Here is a 21,402-nt window from a genome sequence, read left to right on the forward strand (position 1 = left end):
CATGTTTATTCCTTAACATTCGCGGTCATTTGCCGCTAACAACATCAATTTTTCGGACCTTTTCGTTGGGCTTAGCATAAGCATAACGGCCAAACCTTTGCGTAGAGTGATACGAGTCGAGGCCTGAAATAGCCATAGAACCCGCAGCCTCAATATCAAGGTAGCCATCTTCACTTAGCCAGTTGCTATCTGTTTGAACTTCAACAATTTGCCCTATCACTAGCTCCGTTTGGTTGATTGCAAGTAATTGTATATCTTGCACTTGCATGCCCAAGCGTATGTTTGATTCTGCAACGTATGGTGCTTTTACATGCTCACTTGCCAACACCGTTAATCCGAGCTCAGTGAATTCACTCTGATTTGAGTCAAAACGGGCTGAAGAGTGATGGGCCTGCTCTACAATCTCTCTGCCAATGTGGTTGATCGTATACTCACCTGTTTGCTTAATATTCTGCAAGGTATCTCGCACAACAGTATGCGGGCGCATTATCATACCGAGCAATGGAGGGTTCGCGCCAATGTGAAATACAGAGCTCACTACCGCTAGGTTGTCTATGCCATCAACGCTGGTAGTGCCTATCAGATTTGCCCCTTTAAAGCCTGATAGTGAATTAATGAAGTTAGCGCGCTTGCGTTGCTCCATGTTAGCAATGTCACTAGCGTTAATCGATTTCATTATTAGTCGTCATCCGTTTGTGCAATTATCTCGATACCAAAACCATTGTCGACCAAGGTTAGCTCTATCGGCGAACAACATATTTGGCAATCTACTATTTGCTGCTGACCCACATCATTTTCCTCATCTATTTCTAAATCGTTGTAAGTCATACAATATGGACACTCAAATTTCGCGGCGCTTGTTAAACTCATACCATACCTTCTTTCATAGATTATTTGTTGTTACGCAAAGATTCTCTACTTGGACGTGTATGAATGAAAATTTATTAGGATAAATCTGTATCCGGCATTAGCTACGTACTTAACTTATCTTGAAAGCTAGCTTCATTTTTGGAAAATAAATGACCAAAAGAGTGCGTGTTGAACCTAAGGATTCATTGACCAGAAAATACCCAAAACGCTCTGGTTATGGCATTTGCTTGTTTTGTCAGCGTGAAACATATCTTACTTTCCATCACCTAATACCCAAGAAAATGCATCGACGCACCTATTTTAAAAAGCACTATTCGAAGCAGGAAATGGCACAAGGCATCGACATTTGCCGGCAATGTCACACCGGTTTACATAAAGCTTTCAGCGAGATGGAATTAGCGAAGCGATATGCAAGTATTGAAGCCATAATGGCAGAGCCTGTGTTAACCGAGCATTTTGCTTGGGTTGCAAAACAAAAAGTTAGCCTATAAAAAACATAACACTTAATACTGTATATCCAACCAGTTATCTTGTAATATTTACCTTACTCAAGTTAAGACTCGGTTCAAAATCAATATTTACTATGCCAAGAATGCGTGACCTGCCCACCTATTATTATCACACTCACTTCCATGAGTTTATGAAGTTTGTGACCGGGCCTTGCGCGAGCTTACTCGATACCGACGACTTGGCTTTTATTGAGCACTTCAATGCGCTCGATAAAGACTCCCAGTGCCTCATTGTTCGCTTTATAAATCGCAAATCAATTTTTATAAAACCCGACAGCTATGACTACTCAGAAATTGACGATATTCAACATCGTCTACACACACTATTTGAAGCCAATTGGTTTATTGATGTGGAAGTAAAGCATGCCCACGCATTGGTAGAGCATTTAACCAAAGATGATATTGTGGGTTTACTGAATGAGCTCAACGAGCTATCTGAGGATACAATCAAATTCACCAAAAGCAGCCCTAAAGCGACTCTAATCGAATTACTTTTAGCCTCAGCCACAAATGAAGAAATTTGTGATACTTCGATCGCCAAATCATATTGGCAAGGCAATTTTGAGCGTCCAATTCAGTATTTTTTATATCTGTATTTTGGCAACTTTCGGTCAAAACTAAATCAATTTTCGATGCGTGATTTAGGTGTAATGCGCACCCGAAAAGAACAAGCACAAGTTATGGCGCGTTTCACCGACATCCACAGTGCAAAAAGTAGTTTTAACATGCACTTTATGTTGCATGAAACTCGTAGCGACCTGTGTGCCTTTGGCAATAGCGCTGAGCAGCAACTAGCTAAAGAACTTTTTATCAAAACTAAGCTCAACTCCCTACCTAAGGCAATTGGCAGCCGAGCAATTGAAATAGAGCTGCGCCTACGGTTTTTACTCGCCAGTGAATTGTTAAGCAGCGATCCACACTTAGCTCTGCGCTTACTTAGCAACATAGCAAGCCCTGAAGCTCAAGAGAAATGGGCACGAGAAGCTTATAAACATGGTCATCAAGACGCTGTCGAGCAAGCGCTGGAGGCGATGATCGAAGCGCCTCTCTCTGAAGATTTACTGGCGTTCGCCGAAGACTTCCTCGCCCGCAAGTATCATAAGAAACGTACCAGCGCACTGACCGATATGCTGCGAGTAAATGCCAAAACGATAGCCATAGACGAAATCCACAAAGGGGCGGTTGAGCGCGGCGTGGTCAGCTTTTATGAACAAAGCACAGCACAAGCCTTCAGAACTGAAAATGAGCTGTGGAGAGCGTTGTTTGGTTTGTATTTCTGGCGGGAAATATACGAGCTGGATGGTTTAGGCCTAAGTAACGAGTTTGAGCACGTGCCTAGTTCATTAAAAACCAATGAATTTTACGCACTTGCTAAAGAGGAAATTGACCAGCGTCTTGCATCCACCACAAGTAAGAAAGTGTTGTTTCAACAACTCTCACAAAGCGCAGCAAGCCACTATGGCAAAGCAAATATTGTATTTCGGTGGCGCAAGAACATTCTTGAGCGTCTCAATATTTTGATTAAATACAGTGAACTAGAAGCAATATTGAGTTTACTCAAAGCCATGGCTGAAGACTGGCGAAACCTCAGTGATGGCTTTCCCGATATTATGGTGCTTGAAAACGGTAAGTTGCGCTTCGAAGAAATCAAATCAGAAGGCGATCAGTTACGCCGAAATCAATTACTTAGCATACAAAAACTGCAGAGTTTGGGCTTCTGCGTTTTAATAACCAATGTAGTATGGACCTTCGATCCCATGCAGACATACGTTGTTGTTGATATCGAGACCACCGGAGGCCGTGCCCAGCATCACAGAATTACTGAAATAGGCATGGTCAAAATTGAGGGCGGAAAAGAGCTAGCTCGTTGGCAATCTCTTATTAACCCGCAAAGACGGATACCTGCAAACATTACCCAGCTTACTGGCATCGACAATCAAATGGTAGCAGATGCACCTTTGTTTGCAGATGTGGCCGACGACATCGAAGCATTCACCGAGTCCTGCGTATTTGTGGCACATAATGTTAACTTCGATTATGGTTTTATTAAGGCCGAATTCGAGCGCTTGGAGCGCAGATTCCGCCGCCCAAAACTCTGCACCGTAAGGGAAATGCGCAAGTGGTATAAAGGTATTTCTTCGTACTCACTCGCCAATTTAACGAAGCATTTTAATATTGAAATGGAAAGACATCACAGGGCACTGTCTGATGCAGTTGCGGCAAGTGAACTGCTTGCTCTGATAAATGAGAAACGTGGCGCTGTAAAGTAAATAGCAGTTTCATAGCTACCTTGCCTCAGTGTAGAAAGGTGCTTGCTTACTAGCTTTGCTTTAACAAGTACTTTTCAATTGCTTGGCGAAGGGTCTCGCGACGAATGGGTTTGGTTAAGTAATCGTCCATGCCACTTTCTTTAGCACTTTTATAATCTTCCTTCATTGCGTTAGCTGATAGTCCAATAATTGGAATATCTTGTAGACCTAATGCACGAATGGCTTTTGTGGCCTTTTTACCGTCCATAACAGGCATTTGAATATCCATTAATATTAGGTCGTAATATGGCGAGTTAGTGACTTTTGTTAAGGCTTGATGGCCGTCCTCTGCAACATCGTAAGTTAAACCAAAAGAATGCAGCATTTCACCTGCAACCGCCTGATTGATACTGTTGTCCTCAACTAACAAAACGTGTCCTTCGTAAAGCGTTGTCGATATGGCGCTGATTAAAGTATTGGCTTCTTCAACATCATGCGATTTGGCGGTAAAAGGTGTTGAGTCGTCATAAGCTGTTGCCACAAATGCGTAAAACTCTGTTGGCGTAAAAGGGTGTGATAGCACAGGGCACTGCCATTGAGCTTGCAATAGGGTTTTTAGCTGTAGCGGTTGCGTGTTAGTCACGCATGCATAGCGCAGCTTTTTCGCCTTTAGTATAGCAATATAATCATGTAGTGCGCGAGCTTGCTTGCCATGCTCTATATCAATAATTATAAGGGTATTTGTCGCTTGCGTTATGCTACTAACTAACTCTGGAAAGTCATGATGTTGAAGAAAGTTAAGGCTAGTACTTACTTGCTTGAGATAGTCTGCCTCGATGTAGCTGCTAACGTCACCATCGCAGCAAACATAGTGAATAGCACTTTCGTATTGATTCTTCTCAGCCAAAAGCTGATGTGGTTCTTTTTCATTGAGCAGGGTAAAACTGCATTCAAAAGTACTTCCCTTGCCTTCTTCCGAACTTGCACTTATCTCGCCATCCATCAGTTTCACTAATTGTTTTACAATGGTTAACCCCAAGCCTGTGCCCCCAAACTCCCTGCTGGTGGAGCCATCAGCCTGTATAAATGGCATAAATATTTTATTCAGTTGTGCCTCGCTCATGCCAATGCCTGTATCGATAACCTGAACCACTAACTTAAATGCGTTTGCCTTATTGCTGACGGCACTGCTTAGCCTAATGTCCACTACACCACTTCGGGTAAACTTGATGGCATTGCTCAATAAATTCAGTAGCACTTGGGAAATTCGAAGCGGATCACCGATAGCGTTGGTGGGTAAGCTGGGTTCCACATAAAGTCGAAGATTGAGATTTTTCTCAGACGCCTTGAGACTGGCGACTGCAAGCAAGGTATCGAAGAGTGACGCAAAAGAAAAGTAGCTCTCTTCAATTTCTAGCTTGCCCGCTTCAATTTTTGAAAAATCAAGAATATCGTTAATCACGTTCGTCAATATTTGGCTTGAATAGAGTATTTTGGATAGGTTGTTTCTTACATTCTCGTTAAGTTCTTCGCGCATCGATAGATCCACTAATCCAATGATGGCATTCATTGGTGTGCGTATCTCATGGCTCATATTTGCTAAGAAAATACTCTTTGATGCATTGGCCTGATCAGCCACTCTAATGGCATCTTGCAACTGCTTGTTGAGCTCATTACTTTGATCGTTGGCACTTTGGGCTTCGCGCAGCAAGGCTTCGGTTTGCTTGTTTTTGTTATTAAACACTTTTGCAGCTTCAGCCAGTTGCCCAATTTCGTCACGGCGCTGCTCGCCGGGTATTTCAGTGATGTTTTTTCCGTCACTAAGCTTTTCAAACACCGAAGTAATCTGCGCCATCGGTCGAATAATCCTGCGTGCGATGAAAAAAGCAATCAGCAAACTGGTAAATAATGCGATTCCCATGTAGACATTCAAGCGCTGACGAGATTCGTCAATACTCGCGGAAATAGACGCATTTTCCTTTGTCGCATACACTCCTGTAGTCTCTGACAATTCCTTTGCCAAAAATAGAAACTCATTTGCTGAGCCCGCCATCACCACATTGACCAAATACAAATACCCAGTAGTGCTCAATGCAAGTTGAGTAAATTGGTCTTTTACATCACTGAGCTTAGTTAAAATATTGCTTTTTTGCTGCGTGGGTAACGGTAAGTTATCTACTACTTTTTCAGCATTTTCAACTTGCCGTATAAACTCAGTCTTTAGCACCGAGTTAGGGGTTAGTAAGTATTGATAGGCTTTATTTTCAGCAAGTGAAAGGTAATAGCTAAATTGGTTTTGTTGAAGTTGTTCTTGGCTCTGATACGAAACATTTGCGTCATTGATGAGTTGATTTAGTGTTAACAACACACCTTGTTCGAAGATGCTATCGCGATCCGTACGGCCAACCACAACTGAACTAAAGTTCTCTTCATAATCAATTAAGTGTTGTTGCATCGCCTCGATGGTACTTTCAACATCGCTGGTATTAAGACCATCTGGAAGGTTCTCAAGAAGGCTTGTTAAACTTATTTTTACGTCAGCAATAATGCTATCGAAGCGCGCTTTAGAAGACAGGCTTCCGGTGTCTTTAAATACTAATACGTGACGCTGTAAATCGAGCACATCACGTTCAAGTTCTCGAACGATTTTCTCTTCACTCACGGCCACTTGATAACTTGAGAATGAACGCAGCAATTGATGTTGATTAGCGCGCGTGAATATCAACTGAACAATCAGCAAAATGACAAAAGACAACAAAAATAGATTTAGCTGTGACTTTAAAGTGAGTTTCATAGTGCTAACGAACTTAATGGTGCTAACGAGCTAGACAGTGCTAACAAACTAGATTGTCGACTAGTTTTTGCAAAGGCACGTTTAGTTCCTTTTACAAGCTGTTGGAAATTAGCAAGATTAAGCACTAAGAAATTCATACCACTTCTGCAAACTATATTCGTAGGTTGGCATAACCGTATTCCAAACTGCCACATTTTCAAAACGTTTTTCATAGCTTCCGCCGGTTCGCAAACTTCCCTTGCGCACCGAAACCTTACCGTCGGTACCTCGCAAGTCTTCACTTGCAGCTTTGCCATCGTACCAATAATTGTATTCAGCGTTAGACAGAAACTGCTTAGAACGCTGTGGATTTGAAATATAATAACCTTGCCGAGCGATGAAGGCACCAGGCCATCCCGACAGCCACCAATTCATATACTCGTAAGCAATGTCTTTTGCTCTACCGGTGGTTTTAGACGATAAACACATAACACCGTGCCAGCCTCTATAACCTTCTTTAGGGGCAGCAAAAGTAACGGGAATATTCTGACCATTTAAGCTCGACACCGCTGGTGAAAACATACTTTCAATCACCACTCGTTTTGACTTCATAAAACGCACCGATTCAGGCACAGATGTCCAAAAACCACTAAAGTGACCCTGTTGCTTATAACGTATAAGCACATCGAAGAGCTTATCGAGCTCGACTTTCGTCATTGCACCAATATCCGCAAAGCTTGCTAGGCCCTTTGCTTGGGCCGCCAGAGCAAGATCAAACAAGCCTATAGTCGGCGCATTAACAATGGCCACTTTGCCGCGATATGCCTCGTCTAGCAACCAGCCCCAACTTTCCGTTTCGTAAGGAATACCCTTCTTTATCACCGACGTGTTGTAGCCAAAAGAGTCAACATTGTGAACGTATGGGAGGTAGCTTATGGCGTTTGATTCTTGCTCGCTCAAGCTATTGTCTTCTTGAACATGTAAGAGTTTATAGGGCGCGTCACCCGCACCAATTTTTGCGTTAGGAGTAATGCGGCCTGTTTTGGTCAGAGAGTTAATTTCCTGCCAATTTTTAATGCGTCTTTTGTCAATGCTTTGAATGGCATTAGAACGCCACAAAACATTAATACTATTCGACCACTGCTCATATAAATCAAAGCTTTCCGGTCGTGTTGATGCCTTTTGCAATACCGCTGCGCTGCCTTTTGGCTCAAAAACAAGATCGATGCCTAAATCATCCATAGCTTGCTTACGCAATGCCTCCTGCAAAGTGACATGAGTGCCCAACACGCGTAGCACAGGCTTAGATTTCCCAATCGCAAAGCTGTTTGCCGCAAAACTTGCTGCCGGCAACGTCGCTGCTAATGCGCCAAGTTTCGCTGCCGACTTCAGCACCTCTCTGCGACTTAAGGTGTTTGGCTTATTTGGCTTATCGATACTCTTGTCTGCCATAAGGTTGCCTCGAAAGTTACAATGGGTTCAACACATTTGTGAAAATATCGTTACAAATACTAGGGGTATACAACACTGTTATAACAAATTAGAGCGACGAATAAAAAATAAACAGTGCTATATTTATGATTTAGCAAGTAAATGATGAAAGACTTAAGACCTTTGTCTACTTTTTTAGTTAAGATCGCCTTTACATTCTCGTGTAGTGGGGCAGATGAGGTTAAGTAAGACAAAGCGCCCAAGCACTCACAAAGTAAGGCTTGTGCATAAAAAAGGCCTGCGAAGCTAACTTTCATCAGCGACAACAGGCCCACACTAGGACAGGGATTACTGCTTGTTGTGTAATGCGGCTAGGGAGTACACCAAAGGTGCGTTCCAATTTATCGTGACTTCATTGGTTGAATAACTGCACCAATCATCCAAATAGCTCAATGCAGGGCGTGATGATGGGTAATTACAACCATCTTGTTGACCTGGCTGAGGACCACCGGCGACAAAACCTGGCACAGGCTCGGGTACATCGTCGGCAAAAGATGGACGATGATGCGGATCGAGCGGTGTTTTTTCACCATACCCAGTCACAAATGAGAAATCGGTAGGATTGCGTCCTAATACGTAATCAACCAGCGCAACCGCAGCGTCTTCGTAGGCCTGATTACCAGTTAGCTCAAAAGCATTCATCAGTACCATGCTCTTATTCAGAGCCACCGAATTGCTGCCCCACACAAAATCTGCCTGCTCCATAGCTACACCGTATGCCGAGTTTTCAGTTTGGTCGACAATAGTGTTAGCTAAACCTAAAAATGAGTTTTGGAAGCTATTGTAGTCTTCTGATGTTAGCAAAGGCTCTCCTGCCGACAGCATCGAGATATAACCCAGCGTTGCAGTCGCAGGCCATGCAGGCACACCTGGGCCAGCAGAGGCAGTCATCGCTTTGAAGCTAGTGAGGTATGAAGGTTGCCGCGTAAGTAAGAAAAGCTCGGCGGCTGCCCATAAACGTTCGTCATCAAAGAAACCGTCACCGTATTCGCCTGTATTGACATCACTAGGTTGTTGATAAGCAACATTTGGGTTGGCTTGAGCCCAGTCCCACGCGCGTATTGCGGCAGAACGCCATGCGGCAGCGTCATCTTCAAATTCAGGCAAAGCTGCATAAATTCGGCTAGCCGAAGCCATCACAGCAGCAAAATTTAAGGTCGCACTCGTGCCCTTTTGAACTACGTAACGCTGAGCGGTTGTTTCGTGTGGCATGACTGTACCTGAGAAGCCCAGAGTCGTAAGCTTGTGATAAACACCGCCATCGTTGGGGTCCTGCATGCTTGCCATCCAATCAAGGTTCCACTTTATTTCCTCTAAAATATCCGGAATGTCATTGCCTGATTCAGGAATATTCACATCACGATCGGCATAGAAGGCTGGAAACTGTTCGTAGGCCTGCATTAAGGTGTAGGTAGAGATGCCACTGTTGACGATATATTTGTTGTAGTCACCGGCATCATACCAACCTTTAGGTGAACTGATGACAGTGCCCGCTGGGCGGTTAGTATCTGCTGCAGAGACATGAACTTGCACATTGGTGTCAGGATGCCCAGCTAGACGCGCCCATTGACCCGCATGGGTGCTTTCAAGTTCTGTGCTGGCTCTATTGAAATAGTATGCTTTAAGGGCAGCATCATGCACATTAAGATAAACACTTTCACCAATGCTGACACTTGCGTTATTGGCTATGCCTTCGACACGTAAAGTGTACTCGCCAGCGCTTGTTACTGAGGAAAAATCGGCAAGCTTCACAGAAGTACTAGAGACGGGCCAGCTTTGTTCTGCAGAAAGCTCACCAGTTAACACTACCGTGTCGTTTGCATTATTAACGAGCTCGAAGCTCGTAGCTTCTGTTGCCGGCACAGCAGCTATTTTTACAGCATTTGGCAAAAAGCCAATCTGATTGAGTTTTATCAGCTCTTGAGAATCATTAGGTGTTGGCGCAGGTGCAGGTGTTGATGGAGGAGGTGGATCACTTACAATGCCAGGATCAGAACCGCCTGAACCACCACAGGCGCCGAGCATTACGGCAGCCCCTAAAAGTGCACATTTTACCGATGTCTTTACAGATGTATTTGCTGACGTTTTTATCAAGCGTAGTTTTGAAGTTGCTGTTGCCGCAATGTTCATTTTTAACTTCCCCATAGTTAACTGAAAGCTATTAAAACCAATAATGTAAACGATTACAATAAAAATCATTTACAAATCTATAACAAAATTCATTTAGCCTATTACGTATTCTACTTTCTGATTTTTGCAACACAGTGCGTGATATCTACACCAGAGAAAATAAGAGTTAATCCATACTCGTTTTATTAGAGTAAAAGAACCTATGAAAACTGCGATTAGAAATAAAATTAAGCATCTTAGTGAAGATGAAAAGTCACGGATTATTGAAATGGCTTGGGAAGACCGTACCCCGTTTGAGGCAATCGAACGTTTATTTGGGGTAGCTGAGCCTGAGGTCATTGAGATAATGCGTGCGAATATCAAACGTAAAACTTTTAACAACTGGCGAGCAAGAGTGTCGGGTAGAAAAACTAAGCACCTGAAGCTAAGAAGCCCAGACGTTGACCGAGGCTATTGCCCAACTCAATACAAGGCCGTTAGAAAACGTTAGTCACCTAGCTGTGTCTGACTAGCTCTATTTTGATTAGCTAGCTTCGTAGGCAATGTAGGCAGTATTAGCGCGCTTCCAGATCATCCAGAATGCCTCGACGGAATTGCGCCGTGACATCAAAGTACCAAGTGTTTTTCTCAAGCGTATCTGGGTTTTCCAGTTCAATTGCATCTACTGGGCGCTGTTCGTGATATACCAATGATTGGCCAGTCGCAACGAAGCCGTGCATTTGCACAAAAGCATAAAGATCGTTGGTACTGGTGATATAAAAAGCACTGGCAGGGCTTAGGCCGTCTCCGGAACGCCAAATAGCGTCGATAAAACCGTCTAGTATTTGATTGTGATATTCACCTAACTCACGATTACCACTCTCAAAATGACATACCATAGCCCCAAAATGCCCCGTTAGGCTGGTAAAATTGACCTCTAATATAGCTTTAGTGGCAGCTAAACAGCTAGACCAGTCCTGATTATCCATCGCCTCAAATGCTAGGTCTTTCTGTTTAATTTCAATGCCACCATAAGGGTTGTATGCAGGAGTAAGCGGATACACCTTGATGATGGCATCGTAATCATCATTAAGCGCTTCACCTGACTGAAATTTTGCAACTAAGCGTTTATAGTCTTTATCAGCTTTAGCGTAGTCCAGCACCTGCCTTTTCGCTTCAGCCCGCTGCTTTTCGACTTCAATACTCGTACTATTGTTCTGTTGAGGGGAAGTACTTTGACAGCCGCTTAAGGCAATGAAAACTAGAAGAAAAGTGAATGAGCGCATGAAGGTATCACCTGAGAAGAAGATTTTTGTAAACTGTGCTACGAATGACTTAATATTTCAAGCTTTTACGCTATTCTGATTTTAGGGGAGGGTTACACGGCATTGCGAGCGAAACATGGCTCGTGGCTCACTTCCAATGAAGTAGCAAGCTTGCAGCCACTAGGCTAATAACTCTCTGGGCGATATTTTTTATGGAAGGTTTTCACATATAGGCGTTCTACTTTCTCTCTCGCCCATGGTGTGCGGCGCAGAAACTTTAGACTACTCTTTACGGAAGGATCTGACTTGAAACACTTGATGTTAATGCGATAAGCCAAACCTTCCCAGCCATAATTACTTTCGAGCTTTTCTACTATTTCTTGTAACTTCACCCCGTGTAGAGGATTGTTTGCTTGCTTCATCGCTTGCGAGTCTTCGCTTGTAGAAGGCGCTTTTGCTTGTTCGTTGGCGTTATCGTCAGTCATGATTTGTACTAAGTCAGTGTATAAAAAGACTTTGCTTCTCTGCTGTTAATTCAATGAGGGTATTATGGGCCGTTACTCTCACGCTAGCAACAGCCACATAAATTTAGAAGGGTAGGAAATTAAATGCGTACTCAAGTTCTGTCGTGGTGACATTTTGAGCGCCAAAGTTGATTAAGCCAATGCGCCCAATGAGCTTTTGCACAAGTTCAGGTGCATCCAGTTCACTATCAACAAGTTTCACCTCTGATAGTGAGCCATCGGGTTCAATCACTAAACGCACTGTGAGCTTGCCCTCTATCGATGGATCCTGACGAAGAGCCCTACGATACAAAGAATATACAGCGCCTTTGTTAGCATCCAGTATCTGGCGGATGCTGTCTAGATCTCGGCTACCAATAACTTGAGCTTCTTCTTCAATACGCTTAGTTGCAATTGCAGCTTCACCTATCTCAGCAGCGACGAACTCTGTATTGCGTCTTCCCTCCAACTCGCCTGCAGCACCTACGTCTGAACTCAAGCTCCCCAGTGCAATACCGCCACTGGTTTTATTGGTTTCTCTGCCCAGTATCTTGCGTTGGGTGCTTTCTTGCTGACCACCACCTTGGGTTTGCTGCGTATTAGCCAAATTGCTTAAATTGGCCGCATCTCGCATACTCGCAAGCTGATCTTGAAGCGCTAAAACACCTTTGCTTTTCGCCGTTTCGCGGGCCTTCTTAGTTTTTTCTTCTAAGCTTGGCTCTTTCGGTTTTGGCTTAGGCTCGGGCTTTGGCTCAGGTTTTGGTTCTGGCTTAGGCTCGGGTTTCGGCTCTTCCTTCGGCTTTTCAGGTTCTGGCTCTGGCTTAGGTGGCTCAGGCTCAATGACTTGAGGCGGCGGTGGCGGAGGCTCTTTAGCTTTGATCACCTTGGCTAATTGCGGCGGTAACTTCTCCTGCTCGGCTCTCGGTACCTCAGGCAGGTCGGTCAGTTTCACAAAAATAGCTATGGCTAAGGTCAGCACCAACAACACAATGGTAATTTTGGTGAAGGTTGCATTTTCCTTATCGCTGCTTTCCCAAGGAAGCTCCGACTTAAAATAGGTATAGCTAGGGTAAGATGAACTCATGAGCCATCCCCTACTGCACCATCAATAGGTGCTGCTACGTCACTGTTTGATTCAAGTTGATTTTCCACCGCTAGAGCAATATTTGTGTAACCCGCTTCTGCACTAGTTTGCATGATCTTCTTTAAGATCTCGTAGGGCACTGACTTGTCACCCATAATGGTGATCGAAAGACCTGGGTCTTCAGCATTTGGGTCATCAGCATCCACCGGTGCCGCAACTGTGCGAGAAGCCTGATATAGCAGCTCGGTTTTTAAGGCGTCGATGGTATATTCGCTTTGCTCATACAGATCTGATGTTTTCGCCAGTGGCTTTCCTTGCAATAAAATATTTTGCGAGGTAATCATCAAAAGCAAGGTGTCTTTTGCTGGTGTTTTAACCGTCGATTTTGGCAGTTCGACAGAATTATCTCTTTGTAGTACCTGCACATCAGAGGCATTTAACATTAAGAAAAAAACCAATACCGTGAACACATCCATCAGAGAAACCAAGCTTAACTTCGCTGTCCTGGTCTTATTCGCCCGAGCCATGCGTTTAGCGCGTGCTGACTGCTTCATTGCGCACCTCCTGCATTTTTCAACTCGTAGCGTGCTGGCGCTTCAGCCAAGGAGACTTCAGGAAACAACTCCGCATCAACTACCGACACAGCCACTACAGCTTTGTAGGAACGGGTTGCATCAATCAAACTAATAATCGTTTGATAGTCGGTTTCATCAGGTAACATTAACACGATATCTTTTTTATCAATCGATTGTGATAACAAGGTTTGTTTTACTAATTTTAGTTGCGTTTGCAGCCCTTTATAGTCGTGCTGCATCGCAGGTTCTGAGCCATTATTCGCAGGCGCTTCACCATCTTCCGCTACAACGGGGATCTTAGGTACGCTGCGCACCAGATAGCCCTGAGGGAAGAAAATGTTTAATGCATCGTCGGTGACGAGGATCTCCAAGCTTTGATTTTCAATTGGCTCATCGTCGGCCCCTAAGGCCTCTATTCCAGGCAATTGAAGTTCAACCACTGTTATCCTCGAAAACACCATCATCATTAACAAAACAGGCACCAACACTATCATTAGATTCATGAAAGAGGTGATGTCTAATTCAGCGTCTTCTTTCTTGGCGTTACGCCCGTGGCGTCGTCCAAACATGAGAATGCTTCCTACTGGTCTGTGGTACGAGTTTTAGTTGCAAGCTTTTCTTTTGCGATAAGTGTGTTTAAACACTTCACACCCGCCATTTCCATGCTTTCCACTATTTCAGTTGTTTTTGTTTGCAACAATGAATGAAGCAGCAATAAAGGGATCGCAGCAATCAAACCGTAGGCCGTGGTGTTCATCGCTACCGAAATACTTTGCGACAACAAGCTTGCCTTTTCTGACGGATCAGCATTAGCTACCGCTGAGAATGCAGCGATCAGACCGATGATTGTGCCTAACAAGCCTAATAGCGTGGATATGTTAGCCAACATACCTAAATATTGAGTACGTTTTTCAAGGCGAGGCACGGTTTCCATTAAGCCTTCTTCCATTGCATATTCAATGTCTTCACGGCGTGGGCTCACACCTAAACGTGTTATACCGGCGCCTATCACTCGTGCGATTGGCGCTGTGCTATTTTGTGTAATTTGAATAATCTTGTCGAAATTTTGAGCAGCAAGTAAAGGCTCAAGCTCTCTAAACGCTTTTTTGTTCGTGCGACGGGCAGAACCCAAGAACCAATAACGCTCTAAAGCGATAGCTAAGCCAATAGCTAATACGATAGAGATAGGGAACATAAAAGAGCCCCCTTCTTGGAAAAAGCGAATGATGGTATCCATGAAATCCTCTCAATGTAGTGATCAGTTGTTTATCAAGCCCCAAAGGTTCAGATGAACATGACATTGGAAACTTGGATTAATCTAAGGTTAATAACGAATTTTCGATTGCTGACAGTCTATTCCAATACAATAACATCTTATGTATTGTGAACTATCAACCTGTTGTCGAATTTATACCCAACAGCTAATTTGCAGGGCTGTTTTGCTCTGTAGATTTGCTAGTTTGTATCCCTTCAAGAAGGTTTATCTCCTTTAAAAAGTTGTTTCTAACCATGGGCTTAAGCGATGTTTTTATCGGTGCCCAACGGTTTTCATTGCGATCAATACGCTGATGCAATGGTAGCTGCCAAGGTACAATAGATAATACCTTTGGCTGCTCTTTGTTACCACGAATTGTCTCTTCTAATCTTAATACTTCACCGCCATTTGCGATACTGCCGTCGGATGCGACGGTAACCGTTATTGGCGCTTCTTGTTGTGTGCCTGAAGTATTTTCTTGCTCTTCTTGAAAAGCAAATACCGGGTTAGCCAAAAGCAACGCTATTGTACAAACGAAAATAACTGTTTTCATGACTTTATCCATTTGCTTTCTCTCTTTCAATCGCCTTTATTTGGCGTTTAATATCGGTAATCCACTGCCCAGCTAAGCGTTGCTCGCGCAACAAGGATTTTGACGGTGCTTCAACTGCGCTCAGCTCAATATCAAGAAAGGCTTTGTAAAGCTGATAGTCAGCCAAAGCAGACTTTTTGTCACCGATGTAAAGATCAAATAGTATCCCTCTATTTCGATAGGTTGCCGCATTACCAGGCCACGCTTGCAAAGCCTCATCGTAATGTTGTTTAGCTACAACAAAGTCACCTGCATTACGGTATAACTGAGCCAGCCTATTATGTGCCTGATAGTTATTTGCGGCAATAGCAATGGCAGCTTTATAATCATTGATAGCTTGTTCTGTGTCTTTTTCCGAACGGTGAATATCGCCGCGCAACACCCAAACAGAACTATGGGGTGAAGCAATGAAATCTGGGTCATCTATCACGCGCTGTATCGCCGTCTTTGCACCGTCTATATTGGCATTTGCCAGCGCATTCATGGCATTTTGAACCATACTCATCTGGGCTGAAGATAGTGGCTTCTGAGCTTGTTTATCCAACTCAAATGCATTGACCGATGCGAGTAATTCATTAGCTTTCAATAGCAGCGCTTGTTGCTCTTGTTCTTCTGGACTCAAGACAACAGCTTCTGCACCTTCACCTTGTTCATTACTAAGCGCATCACCCGCTACTTCTGCACTTTCGGCTTCGGGATTATCATCACCAGAAAAACTTGGCAATGATGGTAGGCTGGAACAAGCACCTAGTAGAAAACTTGCAGCAATAAGAAACAGCGGCAACTTCATTTTATTCAAAGTCTTCAACGCTTAGCTCCTCAATTTGCTCAGGTTTGCGGTATCTTACAGGCAGTAAGCCTTCCAGTGTCTTTAAGGACTCTTTTACCCAATCGTCATACAAGCCACTATGTGCTCGCTTGGCGTTATTTTCGTGCAAACTAATTGAAGTTTCCTCAAAGGGAAAAGCCTGCTCTTCAAGCAATAGTTCATATTGGCTCATCTCTAATGCAGACAAACCTGTGGGGCGGGCTGAATCCATCAAATCGGTCGCTAACACGGCATACAAATTTGCTAACGCGTAATTTGCTTGAGTAGTGAACTCTGCTACCCCATACGCCATAACACCATCATAGCGGCCAATCGCAGTACTAAGAGCCGTTTGTTTGCGTTGCAGACTATTATTCAATGGTAGCGTAAGCTTAATTTTCTTATAAGCAAGGTCTGCATCATTGGCAAATACCATCGATGCCATTGCTGCTAAATAACGAGAACGATCGGAGCGCTCATCTTTGGCTGCGCGATCAGCATCAATGAGTTTGTTCAACCAAAAGCGTCTTTTCGATTGCTCGCCACTTTCGCGGTAAAATTCTGTTAACTTAAAGCGCGCTTCGTTGGCATCCGACAGTGGAGAAGGATATCGGTGGGCGTAGGATCTAAAAGAATCCAAGGCTTGAGCTTTGTTTCCCGCTTTCAAATAATATTCTGCGGCAACAAATAATGACTCTCGGCCTAATTGAGTATCAGGTTGCGACTTATGCTGCGCTATGAGCATGTTCGCGGCAGGCTCCCATTGCTCAGATTTTTCATAAGCAACTAAGAGCTTACCCGGAATCGTCGACACTAAATCGTTTGTCGGGAAGCGTGTTTGAAAATCAAGCAATAGAGATAAGGCATCAGCCCACGACTCAAGCGCCAGCAAGTAGGTTGCCGAATCATATTGCGCCGCTGCTCGGAAAGTAGAGTTGGGCGTTTGCTGCATGATTTTACCTAGCAAAGCAATACTATCACTCAGTGCAAGCTTTTGTGTTTCACTCAGTATCGCAATATCCTGACCTTCAGGTAGCGGAGCCGACAACACTTCTTTTACTTTCGCCGACGCGAGTACTTGTTCAGACTGTTGGAAGAAAGTTGCAGCTAAGCGATTAGTCAGGTCTTCAACTCGTTCGTCGTCACTCGGTAATATGCTTAGCAACGTTTCGTAGCCGGCTTGCGCGGTTTTATAGTTTTCTAACGCGAAATGACTATGCGATAACACCAGGCGCGCAGAAATCATGCTTTCTTTTTCTACGTCGTGTACAGCAATATGGGCAGCTCGCAACTCTGCCTCAGAAAAGTTCGACTGCGCATAAGCAGCGCCGTTGAGTTTGTCACCGGCTAACAACCAGTTTGCCCAACGCATTGCTTCCATATACTTTTCTTGTTCAAACAAACGTTGCATAAGCGATTGCGTTACGTTCACCGTTCGTGGATCGGCAGCAAAATTCTCCACGAAAAGCTGCTGACTGATCATTTTTCTAGCTTCTAACTGAGCAAGGAAGTTTGCATCTCGGCCTGCAGCATTGGATGTTACTCTCTCGAAGAGTAAAAGCGCCGCATATGCCGCTTCGCTCGCCAAAGGATTTGGAGAGTCTTGATATGCATAGATTTCAAAACTTTCGATAGCTTTATTCAATTTTCCTGCTGAGCTCAATGCCTCAGCTAAGTAAAAACGCATTTGCGCTACTTCCTCATCAGGTGAGAAGGTGCGAATAAACTGGTCGTAATATAAAGCTGCGGCCTCGAAGGCTTCTTGCCTAAGCGTCGACAAGTCGTTTACCGACGCGTTGCTCCAACTAGCGCTTTGACCTTCACTCAACTGCGTTCCAACAAATGAACTGGCAGCCGTTTCGCTTCCAGCCGAAGAGGTAGCGCCTGTATTCAGCATACGATCTAAGGTTTGCGCGATACTATGTTCGCTTTGCGCTAACTCTTTGAGGTACTGGCGCAGATAAGCCGCCGTTTGCTGGCCTAACAAACTGGTCAAGCCATCAAAATGGGGGCCATCGATACCATAGGCAGCAACAAAGCCCTGCTTCGCTTCCAATACTAAGGCCGGAAAATCACCCAAGATGTAAGCGTCGATGTGTCGTACATAAAATTCCACGGCGCGGCCATGTGTGGGATAAGTGCTGGCAAACACCAAAAGCGTATCGGCACTATCTTTAAAGCGGTCATTGTTAAGGTGTTGTTGGGCGAGTTCTTCATAAATAAGATGTTCGTATGCACGCTCGCCATTAGCCGCGAAGAAATCTCTAATGGCTTCTCCGTTACCAGAGTAGGAGAACAGCAAGGCCATAATACGTAGGGTATCTTTAACTAATCGTTGTTGTCCTAACGGTAGCTCTTCAATACGCGTGAAGGTTTGCGTATATGAGTTGTCATCTAAAGTATCGTCTAGCATTTTTGAAAAAGATACCAAGGCATTTGGGTGATCCTCTTGCTTGAAGAAACTCCAGCCTTGCATGTATGCAGAAATACCATAAAAGTTATTCGCATCTAGACTCGAGGCTTTTTCTGACAATGCCAATACTTGGCCATAATTAAATACGGCTGTTTCGTAATCTGTCCGGGTAAAATAATACTCGCCAATTCTAAAATAGAGCTCGATGTGGTAGTTGGTCACGGGGTTAGTTTCAGTAGGGAAGGTCTCGAGAAAGCGCTTTGCAACCTCAACACTTTCTACTTTTTTGCCGTCTAGGTCGAGGGCGCGAGACAATTGATACATTGCATCCATGTATTTTGTTTCCGTGCGCTTTGCTTCCTCTAAGGCTTGTATATCAACTGGCGTAGCACCCTCAAGCGCTGCAGCGGCTTTCATGTCATTCACCTTGGCAAGCAAATCAGCCTGTTGCTCGAGTACTTCGCGATAGCGTGATATGGCTTTGTTAAAATAACTGGCCGGTTGCAGTTGCCCAATACCATCGCTAACTTCCGTAGAAGCAACTTGTGCCTGTTGCTCTTCAAGAGGAATGCCTTCCTCTTGGGCAATTTCAGCCAACTGCATTTCAATATCAGCTAATCGAAAGGCGACCTGCTGCTTTTGTTTCTCATCTTTTAACAAGGGTAAAAGTGCGGCGTACTCATCACGAGTTTCTTTTAAGGATAAACGCGGTGCAATCGAAGGCTCGACTTTAATCGGTTGTAAATCAAGTTCTGCTAATGTCGGGCGAGCACTCACGCCATCACTCACACCTTCAGCTACCATTGTACTCTCTTCGGAGGAAAACATACTGCAACTTGCTAGCAACATAGTGAGCGAGAGAATAAGTAACTTTTTCATCTTATTCTCCCCTTACCGGCTGAGCTAAGTCTTGGATGCGAATGATCGCAAGACGAGTAGCAATTTGTTGATCAGCCAAATCCTGCATTCGAGCAGTCATATTTTCTTCTAGGAAGGCGGTTAACTTTGCAGTTATAGAGTCTAGTAAGGCTTTAGTGCGAAGATAATCGGCTTGTGCTTTTCGCTCCATTTCTTTTACTTTCTCTCGTTGTTTATCGATTATCGCTGTATTGTTCTGTAGTAGCCTTAGCTGTCTAAACTGTTTGCTCGCAGCGGCATAAGCTCTCTCTAACTCATTGAGTTGTTTTTGATGTTGCCAGCGGGCGCTTGGGTAGGCTTCAGATAATTGCCATTCGAGATAGCCTTTCAAGCGGGCAACGCGTTGCCCATATTTCTTCGACAACTTACGTTCACGCTCATTATTAATACGTTCAATGCGTGCTTCTGCGCGCTCTAAACGAGCGAGTGCCGCAACAATATCTTCGTTAGCGTATAGCGTAGATGAGTTTTCAGCGTTAGCTAGGATAGCATCATATTGTTCTATTTTGAGCTGGGCTTCATCAAGAGTATTCTGAGCCGTCACCAAGGACAAATTTTCACTGCGTTTTATAAATGCCTTTTCACGTTCATCAAGCAAGCCATGCATGGTATCGATTTGTGCCAAATTGCTATGCAGCGTGTTTAGTAATAACTTGGCTTGTCTGCGCATATCAAGCAAATAAGCGGTATCTAATTCACCATCGCCGCTTAATAATAAAATCTGTATGTCACGATGTTCTATTGGCCAATTACCATTGGTTACCGTATCAAAAAAATCTTCTTGTTTAACTTGCTCTTGAAACGCAGCGAGAGAAGCCATCGCTATATCGAGCTGACGAGAGGAATCTCGCAGAGAATTAAAAGCCTCAGCCATCGCACCTTGTTGTTCATAACCAAATGCTAATCCGTGACTCGCCTGTAAAGCGAAAATGCCTTCGCTGTTGTCGCGCAAATATCGCCAGGCTGCCATTGCTTCTTGCCAACGATTTTCTTGCGCCAAGGTCCAACCGTAGGTGAGAAGAGATTGTTCTGCTTCCAACGACTCACGCCCAATTTGCTGCAGGGCAACAAGGGCATTAGTATAATCCTTGTTATCGAGTAGGCTGATGCCTAACCCATAATTTAAGCGATCGAACAAGGCGTTGCGTTCTTTATTCGCCTGTTGCTCTTGGCTATCACTTAAACCATTGCCGAACCAATCAAACCAGCTCCACCAGCTGTTGTTATCGGCAGGGTCTTGAATTGCGTTTTCAAGAGGCGTTTCATCAAGCTTTAATTTTGCCGCAATAAAGTAATCGTTTGCGGCTTCAAAATTTTGCTGACTGTGCAGTAATACCGCTTGATTCGCCAATAAATAGGTTTGATAAATAGAGTCGCTTGGCAGTTCGTCGGCAATGCTTCGCCATTCATCTCCTTCTTCCATTTTTTCGTGGCTAACTTGATAAAGTAACTCTTCAAGATGCTCATCACTGAGTTCATCTTCTAGATCGTTATCAAAAATAGCAGCATACGCGCGCTGACTAATACCATCATTTTTTTGTGCAAAGCCTGATTTAGCCAACCAAAACCATGTATTAGCGCGGATATAATCATCGGTCGTGTCCGACAATAGTCGTCTGAATATGGTTTCAGCTTGTTGCGTCATGCCCAATTGCAAACTCACAGCGCCTTTCATTAATTCAAGACGATCGTTATCATCAACACCATATGGCGTTTGCGCAATGTCTTCGTTCAAACGCGTGATAGCACTTTGCAATAAGGTTTGGTCTGGCACATCTTGAAAGTAGCTGTATAGCACCTGTCCAAAAGCCAGATGCTGACGTTTTTGCGCAAGAATTTGCTCTGGTGAACGCGTATCTTCAGGCTCTGCAGGCGCAGGCGGCGTTGAAAAACAGGCCGACAAAGACACCAGTGTTAACGATACCAGCGCCAATTTTGATAAACTTGAAAATGAGTGAGCCTTAAGCTGCATAAATTCTGATAACCCG

The 21,402-nt window shown here is 44.1% G+C and carries 18 protein-coding genes; 3 read left to right on the top strand and 15 right to left on the bottom strand.

Annotated elements, in window-relative coordinates; genetic code table 11:
- Positions 1–25: 25 nt before the first annotated feature.
- Both ISG33_RS14095 and ISG33_RS14100 read right to left on the bottom strand, forming a co-directional pair.
- Positions 26–676, bottom strand: a complete 651-nt coding sequence (locus ISG33_RS14095; RefSeq protein ID WP_195734241.1) for a flavin reductase family protein — start codon at positions 674–676, stop codon at positions 26–28.
- Positions 677–678: 2 nt separating this feature from the next.
- Positions 679–870, bottom strand: a complete 192-nt coding sequence (locus ISG33_RS14100) for a zinc ribbon domain-containing protein (protein WP_195734242.1) — start codon at positions 868–870, stop codon at positions 679–681.
- A gap of 149 nt (positions 871–1,019) precedes the next feature.
- Here ISG33_RS14100 and ISG33_RS14105 point away from each other — a divergent pair, with 149 nt between their 5' ends.
- The gene (locus ISG33_RS14105) at positions 1,020–1,361 is read left to right on the top strand and encodes a hypothetical protein (protein WP_229333603.1); all 342 of its coding nucleotides are present in this window, start codon (positions 1,020–1,022) and stop codon (positions 1,359–1,361) included.
- Positions 1,362–1,462: 101 nt separating this feature from the next.
- Positions 1,463–3,649, top strand: coding sequence for an exonuclease domain-containing protein (locus ISG33_RS14110; RefSeq protein ID WP_195734430.1), 2,187 nt, complete (start codon positions 1,463–1,465; stop codon positions 3,647–3,649).
- Positions 3,650–3,698: 49 nt separating this feature from the next.
- On the opposite strand, the gene ISG33_RS14115 is transcribed toward ISG33_RS14110, so the two are convergent.
- The 3 genes from ISG33_RS14115 to ISG33_RS14125 form a co-directional block, all read right to left on the bottom strand.
- Positions 3,699–6,422 (bottom strand): ATP-binding protein, encoded by a 2,724-nt coding sequence (locus tag ISG33_RS14115; protein ID WP_195734243.1) that lies wholly within the window; start codon positions 6,420–6,422, stop codon positions 3,699–3,701.
- A 117-nt stretch (positions 6,423–6,539) separates the two neighbouring features.
- On the bottom strand, positions 6,540–7,853 hold the full coding sequence (locus tag ISG33_RS14120; protein WP_195734244.1) for an ABC transporter substrate-binding protein: 1,314 nt from the start codon (positions 7,851–7,853) through the stop codon (positions 6,540–6,542).
- A 327-nt stretch (positions 7,854–8,180) separates the two neighbouring features.
- Entirely contained in the window at positions 8,181–10,091 is a 1,911-nt protein-coding gene (locus ISG33_RS14125; RefSeq protein ID WP_229333605.1) for a glycoside hydrolase family 9 protein, read from the bottom strand.
- A gap of 133 nt (positions 10,092–10,224) precedes the next feature.
- On the opposite strand from ISG33_RS14125, the gene ISG33_RS14130 reads away from it, so the two are divergent.
- Entirely contained in the window at positions 10,225–10,512 is a 288-nt protein-coding gene (locus ISG33_RS14130; protein WP_195734245.1) for a TIGR03643 family protein, read from the top strand.
- A gap of 64 nt (positions 10,513–10,576) precedes the next feature.
- Here the strand turns inward: ISG33_RS14130 and ISG33_RS14135 are convergent, their stop codons facing one another.
- From ISG33_RS14135 to ISG33_RS14180, 10 genes are all read right to left on the bottom strand, one after another.
- Positions 10,577–11,287: a DUF4919 domain-containing protein gene (locus tag ISG33_RS14135; RefSeq protein ID WP_195734246.1), complete on the bottom strand. Its 711-nt coding sequence runs from the start codon at positions 11,285–11,287 to the stop codon at positions 10,577–10,579.
- 164 nt (positions 11,288–11,451) lie between these two features.
- Positions 11,452–11,688 carry a VF530 family protein gene (locus ISG33_RS14140; protein WP_229333627.1) on the bottom strand — a complete coding sequence of 79 codons (237 nt, stop codon included), beginning with the start codon at positions 11,686–11,688 and terminating at the stop codon, positions 11,452–11,454.
- A gap of 166 nt (positions 11,689–11,854) precedes the next feature.
- On the bottom strand, positions 11,855–12,853 hold the full coding sequence (locus ISG33_RS14145) for an AgmX/PglI C-terminal domain-containing protein (protein WP_195734248.1): 999 nt from the start codon (positions 12,851–12,853) through the stop codon (positions 11,855–11,857).
- Positions 12,850–13,407: an ExbD/TolR family protein gene (locus ISG33_RS14150; RefSeq protein WP_195734249.1), complete on the bottom strand. Its 558-nt coding sequence runs from the start codon at positions 13,405–13,407 to the stop codon at positions 12,850–12,852. The genes ISG33_RS14145 and ISG33_RS14150 overlap by 4 nt, the downstream gene beginning before the upstream one ends.
- Positions 13,404–13,997 (bottom strand): ExbD/TolR family protein, encoded by a 594-nt coding sequence (locus ISG33_RS14155; RefSeq protein ID WP_195734250.1) that lies wholly within the window; start codon positions 13,995–13,997, stop codon positions 13,404–13,406. Before ISG33_RS14155 ends, ISG33_RS14150 begins: the two co-directional genes overlap by 4 nt.
- Before the next feature lie 11 nt (positions 13,998–14,008).
- On the bottom strand, positions 14,009–14,665 hold the full coding sequence (locus tag ISG33_RS14160; RefSeq protein ID WP_195734251.1) for a MotA/TolQ/ExbB proton channel family protein: 657 nt from the start codon (positions 14,663–14,665) through the stop codon (positions 14,009–14,011).
- 184 nt (positions 14,666–14,849) lie between these two features.
- Positions 14,850–15,236, bottom strand: coding sequence for a hypothetical protein (locus ISG33_RS14165; protein WP_229333606.1), 387 nt, complete (start codon positions 15,234–15,236; stop codon positions 14,850–14,852).
- A 4-nt stretch (positions 15,237–15,240) separates the two neighbouring features.
- Entirely contained in the window at positions 15,241–16,083 is an 843-nt protein-coding gene (locus ISG33_RS14170; protein WP_229333607.1) for a tetratricopeptide repeat protein, read from the bottom strand.
- Positions 16,067–19,375, bottom strand: coding sequence for a tetratricopeptide repeat protein (locus tag ISG33_RS14175; RefSeq protein ID WP_195734252.1), 3,309 nt, complete (start codon positions 19,373–19,375; stop codon positions 16,067–16,069). Before ISG33_RS14175 ends, ISG33_RS14170 begins: the two co-directional genes overlap by 17 nt.
- 1 nt (position 19,376) lies before the next feature.
- Positions 19,377–21,386 carry an HlyD family secretion protein gene (locus tag ISG33_RS14180; protein WP_195734253.1) on the bottom strand — a complete coding sequence of 670 codons (2,010 nt, stop codon included), beginning with the start codon at positions 21,384–21,386 and terminating at the stop codon, positions 19,377–19,379.
- Positions 21,387–21,402 lie beyond the last annotated feature (16 nt).

The organism is Marinibium conchae, from assembly GCF_015595035.1.
Taxonomy (GTDB): Bacteria; Pseudomonadota; Gammaproteobacteria; order Enterobacterales; family Alteromonadaceae; genus Glaciecola.

Excerpts from the sequence above, each read along its gene's own strand:
- ISG33_RS14105 (WP_229333603.1), top strand. The coding sequence starts at position 1,020 with ATGACCAAAAGAGTGCGTGTTGAACCTAAGGATTCATTGACCAGAAAA.
- ISG33_RS14150 (WP_195734249.1), bottom strand. The coding sequence starts at position 13,407 with ATGAAGCAGTCAGCACGCGCTAAACGCATGGCTCGGGCGAATAAGACC.
- ISG33_RS14125 (WP_229333605.1), bottom strand. The coding sequence starts at position 10,091 with ATGATTTTTATTGTAATCGTTTACATTATTGGTTTTAATAGCTTTCAG.
- ISG33_RS14140 (WP_229333627.1), bottom strand. The coding sequence starts at position 11,688 with ATGAAGCAAGCAAACAATCCTCTACACGGGGTGAAGTTACAAGAAATA.
- ISG33_RS14175 (WP_195734252.1), bottom strand. The coding sequence starts at position 19,375 with ATGAAAAAGTTACTTATTCTCTCGCTCACTATGTTGCTAGCAAGTTGC.
- ISG33_RS14165 (WP_229333606.1), bottom strand. The coding sequence starts at position 15,236 with ATGAAAACAGTTATTTTCGTTTGTACAATAGCGTTGCTTTTGGCTAAC.
- ISG33_RS14160 (WP_195734251.1), bottom strand. The coding sequence starts at position 14,665 with ATGGATACCATCATTCGCTTTTTCCAAGAAGGGGGCTCTTTTATGTTC.
- ISG33_RS14130 (WP_195734245.1), top strand. The coding sequence starts at position 10,225 with ATGAAAACTGCGATTAGAAATAAAATTAAGCATCTTAGTGAAGATGAA.
- ISG33_RS14100 (WP_195734242.1), bottom strand. The coding sequence starts at position 870 with ATGAGTTTAACAAGCGCCGCGAAATTTGAGTGTCCATATTGTATGACT.
- ISG33_RS14115 (WP_195734243.1), bottom strand. The coding sequence starts at position 6,422 with ATGAAACTCACTTTAAAGTCACAGCTAAATCTATTTTTGTTGTCTTTT.
- ISG33_RS14095 (WP_195734241.1), bottom strand. The coding sequence starts at position 676 with ATGAAATCGATTAACGCTAGTGACATTGCTAACATGGAGCAACGCAAG.
- ISG33_RS14145 (WP_195734248.1), bottom strand. The coding sequence starts at position 12,853 with ATGAGTTCATCTTACCCTAGCTATACCTATTTTAAGTCGGAGCTTCCT.
- ISG33_RS14180 (WP_195734253.1), bottom strand. The coding sequence starts at position 21,386 with ATGCAGCTTAAGGCTCACTCATTTTCAAGTTTATCAAAATTGGCGCTG.
- ISG33_RS14110 (WP_195734430.1), top strand. The coding sequence starts at position 1,463 with ATGCGTGACCTGCCCACCTATTATTATCACACTCACTTCCATGAGTTT.
- ISG33_RS14155 (WP_195734250.1), bottom strand. The coding sequence starts at position 13,997 with ATGTTTGGACGACGCCACGGGCGTAACGCCAAGAAAGAAGACGCTGAA.
- ISG33_RS14135 (WP_195734246.1), bottom strand. The coding sequence starts at position 11,287 with ATGCGCTCATTCACTTTTCTTCTAGTTTTCATTGCCTTAAGCGGCTGT.
- ISG33_RS14120 (WP_195734244.1), bottom strand. The coding sequence starts at position 7,853 with ATGGCAGACAAGAGTATCGATAAGCCAAATAAGCCAAACACCTTAAGT.